Raw genomic sequence first — 1544 nt, 5'->3', positions numbered from 1 at the left:
CGGCCGAGGCGGCGGCGTCGGTGGCGGCGCCGGCGGCGGCGGTCGCCGCGTCAGCGGCGGTCGCGGCGGCGTCAGTGGCCGTGGCGGCGGCGGAATCCGCGACGGCGGCGGCTTCTTCGGTGGTCTTCTCAGCCGGTTGCTGGCAGGCGGCCAGCGACAGGGCGCTGAGCCCTGCGGCGACGATCATCAGGCGACGGATGGTCATGTGACTATAGCCCCTTGGATGGTTTGACGGACGGGATCATCCCGCCGCCTGCTAGGCGTAACGTGACAAGACGGTGTTCGGCAAGTCGGTCAGGCCGGAGGCGTCGACAGCGCCGCGGGATTCATCGGCTCGGTCGGCGGCTTGGCCTCGGGCTGGGTCGGCGGCGTCTGGATGGACGGCGCGGCTGATTCGCCTGGCGGCGGGGCGGCGCTGTCCGACGACGGCGCCGGCGCCGTGGCGTCGCCGGGCGCGGCGGCGGACTCGACCGGAGGCGGGGTCGGCGCAGGCGGCGACCTCTCGTTGCAGGCCGTCAGCGCCATAAGGGCGCCGAAGGCGATGAGATAGGGCGGAAGGGCTTTCATGCAGAGCTCCACGGGCGGGGCGATGCGATGCACGCGATCGTGACCTGTGGAGAACCGCCGTGAGCGAACTGTGTTCCCGTCGGCCTGGCGATCAGGCGTCCATCGGGGCCGAGGCCAGGGTTTCTTCCATTTCGGCGAAGGAGGGCTGGGCCGTCGAGGGGATGTCGCCGCGGCCGATTTCGACCGAGATCTGGGCGGCGTTGCCGTGCAGGTGAGCGACCAGCACCGACTGGATGATTTTGTAGTAGGCCGCTTCCTCGTCGATGATGGCCTTCAGGCGCGCGGCGAAGGGGCCGACCAGGCCGTAGGCCAGGAAGACGCCCAGGAAGGTGCCGACCAGGGCGCCGCCGATCATGCCGCCCAGGACTTCCGGCGGCTCGGTGATCGAGCCCATGGTCTTCACGATGCCCAGAACGGCGGCGACGATGCCCAGGGCGGGCAGGCCGTCGGCCAGGTTCTGCAGGGCGTGGGCGGCTTCGAGATGCTCGTGGTGGTGCTTTTCCAGCTGCTTTTCCATGGCGTCCTCGATCTGGTGCGGATCCTCGAGGTTCATGGTCATCATCCGCAGGGTGTCGCAGATGAAGTCGGTGGCGAAGTGGTCCTTCAGCACCTTGGGGTACTTCTGGAAGATGCTGCTCTCGGCTGGCTTTTCGATGTGGCTTTCCAGGGCGATGACGCCCTTGGACTTCATCGTCTTGGTCAGCATGAACAGGAGCGACAGCAGGTCCTTGTAGTCCTGCTTCTTCCACTTCGGTCCGGCGAAGGTCTTGCCGAAGCCGGCCAGGGACGACTTGATCACCGGCAGGCTGTTGGAGATCAGGAAGGCGGCGACGCCCGCGCCGCCGATGGCCATGAACTCGTGCGGCAGGGCGTGCATGATGACGCCGAACTTGCCGCCCGCCAGGACGTAGCTGCCGAACACCATGGCGAACAGCAGGACAATGCCGATAATCTGGAACATGGGGCGGTCGGACGTC

2 protein-coding genes and 1 pseudogene are annotated in these 1544 nt (G+C 67.8%); all 3 read right to left on the bottom strand.

The annotated features are described in order from the left end of the window. Nucleotides 1-205 (bottom strand): annotated as a pseudogene (locus VGE49_RS05070) (hypothetical protein); the annotation flags it as partial. Nucleotides 206-294: 89 nt separating this feature from the next. Then, the gene (locus VGE49_RS05065) at nt 295-567 is read right to left on the bottom strand and encodes a hypothetical protein (protein WP_331033485.1); all 273 of its coding nucleotides are present in this window, start codon (nt 565-567) and stop codon (nt 295-297) included. Between the two features lie 91 nt (nt 568-658). Continuing rightward, nucleotides 659-1528: a flagellar motor stator protein MotA gene (gene motA, locus VGE49_RS05060; protein WP_331033487.1), complete on the bottom strand. Its 870-nt coding sequence runs from the start codon at nt 1526-1528 to the stop codon at nt 659-661. Nucleotides 1529-1544 lie beyond the last annotated feature (16 nt).

The sequence above is a fragment of the Brevundimonas sp. genome (genome assembly GCF_036405315.1).
Classification (GTDB): Bacteria; Pseudomonadota; Alphaproteobacteria; order Caulobacterales; family Caulobacteraceae; genus Brevundimonas.
Note: the sequence above shows the minus strand (reverse complement) of the source record. Positions and strands in the feature narration are given on the sequence as shown.